This window comes from Roseibium sp., from assembly GCF_050301095.1.
In the GTDB taxonomy this organism is placed as follows: Bacteria; Pseudomonadota; Alphaproteobacteria; order Rhizobiales; family Stappiaceae; genus Roseibium.
The window spans coordinates 1-4,331 of record NZ_JBNKYW010000216.1; the positions used below are offsets into that span (position 1 = coordinate 1).

Consider the following 4,331-nt stretch of genomic DNA (forward strand, 5'->3'; position numbering starts at 1 on the left):
GGATGGAAAAGCCGCACCAGATCATGTCGGCGCTCTCCGGCCGGCGGGCAATGCCGGCCACCATGTCTTCCTCGTCCAGATCCACTTCGTAGGGAACTTCCTTCATGATCTCCGCTCCGCATTGAAGAGCGGGTCCTGAAAGGTCCAGTCCCTCGTATCGGGCGACTTGGCTTCCCTCGAGCACCGTATGGGCAAGGCTGCTGTCGCCGCAGGCAAGATCGATGAAAGTGAAAGGCCTGTCGAAATGCGTGTCGATCAGCTCGCGCAGGAGATCTGCGATTTCCCTGTGGTTCATGGAATTGGACTGAACCAGCGTCTGATAGATGCCCCATTCGAACTGGAAGATTTCCAGTGCGTCCGTGTCCAGGATATTGGAAGGATCGGCATCCGCCTTGAAATGGAGGTGCAGCATGGAGCATTCCCTTCAGACTTCACTTCTGAGAAGCATGTAATCGATGAGGCAAGGCTAGTTGTCGGAGGTTTCGAGCACAACAGGAAGTTCCCCGGTGTCTTTCGTGCCTTGTGCCCGGCTCCGGGATTTCCTATGTGCAGGCGGTCCGAAACCGATCTTGAAGGGGTCCCATGTTCCAGGCAGCCACCCGCGCCATGTCACAGGTATTCGAGCAGCCTTTCCGGGCGATTTTCTGGAAAATGCTCGGCTTCACGTTTGCCATTCTGGTCGTGATCTGGGTTGTCCTGCAGGGTGTCGTCAGCCATTTCCTGGGTGTTGCCGCAACCGAATGGGGCGACGGCAGCAGCTGGATTTCCTGGGCGGAATGGTCGATTTCCATCCTGACCGGGATCGGTGCCGTCTTCGCGCTCGGCTTTCTGATCGCGCCGATCTCCGCGCTCTTTGCCGGTCTGTTCCAGGATGACATCGCCGACATCGTCGAAGCACGGGATTACCCGGGCGACCGGCCGGGCAAGGCCTTGCCGGTTGCACAATCTGTCGGTCAGGCGATCAAGTTCACCGGTGTCGTCATTCTCGGCAACCTGTTTGCCCTGCTGCTGCTGCTCATTCCGGGCATCAATTTGATCGCCTTCTTCGTGGTCAACGGCTATCTGCTCGGCCGCGAGTTCTTCGAGTTCGCCGCCATGCGTTTCCTGCCGCCCGCCGAAGCCAAGGCCTTCCGCAAGGCGCGGAGCGGAACGGTCTTTCTGGGCGGCCTCGTCATTGCGGGCCTTTTGGCGGTGCCGATCCTCAACCTGATCACGCCGATCTTCGCCACCATCTTCATGATGCATCTCTACAAGCGGCTCGCCGCGCGCCAGCCGGGTTTCGCGGGAGCGGCGTAAAATTCTCCTTTCCAGGGCCGTCCCGGCTCAGGAAACACTTGCATCCCGTGCGGCAATCTGAAGAACTGCCCCTCCGAAACGGAGAGCCGCATGCAGGATCTGCTGACAGAGATCGCCGAAGCCGCGCTGGCCAATCCCGACAGGGGCAAGGTCGCGACCTATATTCCCGAGCTTGCCGGGGTTGATCCCGGTCAGTTCGGAATCGCCATTGCGACCGCTGGCGGAGAGGTCCTTTCCGCGGGCGACGCGGATGTTCCCTTCTCGATCCAGTCCGTCTCCAAGGTCTTCGCCCTGGCGCTTGCGCTCGGCCGGGTCGGCGACCAGCTCTGGAGCCGGGTCGGGCGGGAGCCGTCGGGCCTCTCCTTCGATTCCGTCCTGCTTCTGGAACGCGAAAACGGCATTCCGCGCAATCCCTTCATCAATGCCGGGGCCCTTGTCACCACCGACACCTATCTTTCCGGCTCGCCGCCGAAGGAGGCGTTGGGAGAGCTGGTGCGTTTCGTGCGCGCAGCCGCCGACGACGACAGCATTCACATCAACGAAAAGGTGGCACAGTCGGAAATCGCCACCGGACACCGCAACTTCTCGCTGGCGCATTACCTCGCCTCCTGCGGCAACCTGCAGGCCTCGGTCGACAAGGTGCTTGGCACCTATTGTCATCAATGCGCGGTTGAAATGACTTGCCGGCAGCTGGCCATGGCCGGACGGTTTCTGGTGGATTCGCCGCAGATGCCCGCGTTGGTTTCCATCGAGCGCCGGCGCCGGATCAATGCGCTGATGATGACTTGCGGCCATTATGACGGCTCCGGCGACTTTGCCTTCCGGGTCGGCATGCCGGGCAAGAGCGGCGTCGGCGGCGGGATCCTGGTGATCTCGCCCGGACGCGCATCGATTGCCGTCTGGTCGCCCGGTCTCAACCGCTACGGCAATTCCAAGCTCGGCACCGAGGCGATGGAGACTTTTGCACGTAGAACGGGATGGTCCGTTTTCGGCGTTTCCCGTGACGGCGGGCAGGGTGACCTATAGGTGAGTTTTCCGCATTGCGGCATTTAAAACGATATAGAAGTGGTTTGCAGGCGAATTGGCCTATAGGATATTTTGACGTTTCGAAGTGTTAGCGCTAGAACGCATGAGACAACGCTTTGATTTGATTACGTTTGCGTAAACGTAAGGTAGCGTCGTACGGGAGAGGAATTCCATGTCGAACGCCGATCTGCGCGGCAATCGCCCGCTATCGCCCCATCTTCAGATTTACAAACCCATTCTGACGATGGTCATGTCGATCCTGCACCGCATCACTGGCGCGGCGCTTTATTTCGGCACCATCCTTCTGGCCTGGTGGCTGATTGCCGCCGCCGCGGGCCCCACCTATTTCGATTTTGTCAACGGCATCTACGGCTCCTTCATCGGCCGGCTGATCCTGTTCGGCTTCACCTGGGCCCTCGTGCACCACATGCTGGGCGGCCTGCGCCACTTCATCTGGGACATGGGCGCCGGCTTCGGCAAGGAAGCCCGCGAATGGCTCGCCCGGGCCACCATCATCGGTTCCGTTGCCCTGACCCTGATCCTCTGGATCATCGGTTACGCGGTTCGCTGAAGGAGAGCGACATGACTGATATGCGCACCCCGCTCAACAAGGTTCGTGGCCTCGGCTCGGCCAAGGAAGGCACCGACCATTTCTGGAAACAGCGCGTTACCGCCGTTGCCAACGTCTTCCTGATTTCGTTCTTCGTGATCCTGGTCATCGCCATGCAGGGCTCTTCCCATGCCGAGTTGATCGAGACCCTGAAGAACCCGCTCGTTTCCATCATTCTGCTCCTCGTGATCCTCTCCGGCGTCTATCACATGAAGCTCGGCATGCAGGTGATCATCGAGGACTATGTGCACGGCGAAGGCCTCAAGTTCATCACGTTGATGATGAACACCTTCTTCTGTGTCTTCATTGGTTTCGGCTGCATCTTCGCAGTTCTCAAGATTGGCTTTGGAGGCTGACCCGAATGGCCAAGACGTATGAATTTGTCGACCACACCTACGACGTGGTCGTGGTCGGCGCGGGTGGTGCCGGCCTGCGTGCAACGCTCGGCATGGCCGAGCAGGGCCTCCGGACCGCCTGCATTTCCAAGGTGTTCCCGACCCGCTCGCACACGGTGGCCGCCCAGGGCGGCATTGCCGCGTCCCTCGTCAACATGACACCGGACAGCTGGCAGTGGCACATGTACGACACCGTCAAGGGCTCCGACTGGCTCGGCGACACCGATGCCATGGAATATCTGGCCCGCGAGGCGCCGAAGGCCGTATACGAGCTGGAGCATTACGGCGTGCCCTTTTCGCGAAACGAGGAAGGCAAGATCTACCAGCGCCCCTTCGGCGGCCACATGCAGAACTACGGCGAAGGCCCTCCGGTGCAGCGCACCTGTGCGGCAGCCGACCGCACCGGCCACGCCATCCTGCACACGCTCTACGGCCAGTCGCTCAAGAACAATGCCGAGTTCTATGTCGAGTATTTCGCCATCGACCTGATCATGTCGGACGATGGCGTTTGTCAGGGTGTGGTTTGCTGGAAGCTTGACGACGGCACCATGCATGTCTTCAACGCCAAGATGGTTGTGCTGGCCACCGGTGGTTATGGCCGTGCCTATTTCAGCGCGACCTCGGCTCATACCTGCACCGGCGACGGGGGCGGCATGGTCGCGCGGGCTGGCCTGGCGCTGCAGGATATGGAGTTTGTCCAATTCCACCCCACCGGTATCTACGGTTCGGGCTGCCTGATTACCGAGGGCGCACGCGGGGAAGGGGGGTATCTCACCAACTCCGAAGGCGAACGCTTCATGGAGCGCTATGCGCCGCAGTACAAGGACCTTGCGCCGCGGGACTATGTCAGCCGCTCGATGACCATGGAAGTGCGCGAAGGTCGCGGCGTAGGTAAAGACGGCGATCACATTCACCTGCACCTCAACCACCTGCCGCCCGAAGCGCTGCAGCTGCGCCTGCCGGGGATCTCCGAAAGCGCCAAGATCTTTGCCGGTGTCGATGTC

At 60.5% G+C, this 4,331-nt stretch carries 6 protein-coding genes; 5 read left to right on the forward strand and 1 reads right to left on the reverse strand.

Translation table 11 applies throughout. The features are described 5' to 3' along the window. Positions 1-412, reverse strand: a 412-nt coding sequence (locus ACQY7U_RS19110; RefSeq protein WP_428647871.1) for a hypothetical protein, incomplete at its 3' end; no start/stop codon positions are given. A 170-nt stretch (positions 413-582) separates the two neighbouring features. Here ACQY7U_RS19110 and ACQY7U_RS19115 point away from each other — a divergent pair. From ACQY7U_RS19115 to ACQY7U_RS19135, 5 genes are all read left to right on the forward strand, one after another. Next, the gene (locus ACQY7U_RS19115; RefSeq protein ID WP_428647874.1) at positions 583-1,296 is read left to right on the forward strand and encodes a sulfate transporter family protein; all 714 of its coding nucleotides are present in this window, start codon (positions 583-585) and stop codon (positions 1,294-1,296) included. 90 nt (positions 1,297-1,386) lie between these two features. After that, entirely contained in the window at positions 1,387-2,322 is a 936-nt protein-coding gene (locus ACQY7U_RS19120; protein WP_428647876.1) for a glutaminase, read from the forward strand. A 172-nt stretch (positions 2,323-2,494) separates the two neighbouring features. Beyond that, positions 2,495-2,893, forward strand: coding sequence for a succinate dehydrogenase, cytochrome b556 subunit (gene sdhC, locus ACQY7U_RS19125; protein WP_428647878.1), 399 nt, complete (start codon positions 2,495-2,497; stop codon positions 2,891-2,893). Positions 2,894-2,904: 11 nt separating this feature from the next. Next, the gene (sdhD, locus tag ACQY7U_RS19130) at positions 2,905-3,288 is read left to right on the forward strand and encodes a succinate dehydrogenase, hydrophobic membrane anchor protein (protein ID WP_428647881.1); all 384 of its coding nucleotides are present in this window, start codon (positions 2,905-2,907) and stop codon (positions 3,286-3,288) included. Between the two features lie 5 nt (positions 3,289-3,293). Continuing rightward, positions 3,294-4,331: FAD-binding protein (locus ACQY7U_RS19135; RefSeq protein ID WP_428647885.1), on the forward strand; the 1,038-nt coding region annotated here is incomplete at its 3' end.

Bases quoted from the DNA above. Each gene is read 5' to 3' on its own strand.
- ACQY7U_RS19115 (WP_428647874.1), top strand. From the start codon at position 583: ATGTTCCAGGCAGCCACCCGCGCCATGTCACAGGTATTCGAGCAGCCT.
- ACQY7U_RS19120 (WP_428647876.1), top strand. From the start codon at position 1,387: ATGCAGGATCTGCTGACAGAGATCGCCGAAGCCGCGCTGGCCAATCCC.
- sdhC (WP_428647878.1), top strand. From the start codon at position 2,495: ATGTCGAACGCCGATCTGCGCGGCAATCGCCCGCTATCGCCCCATCTT.
- sdhD (WP_428647881.1), top strand. From the start codon at position 2,905: ATGACTGATATGCGCACCCCGCTCAACAAGGTTCGTGGCCTCGGCTCG.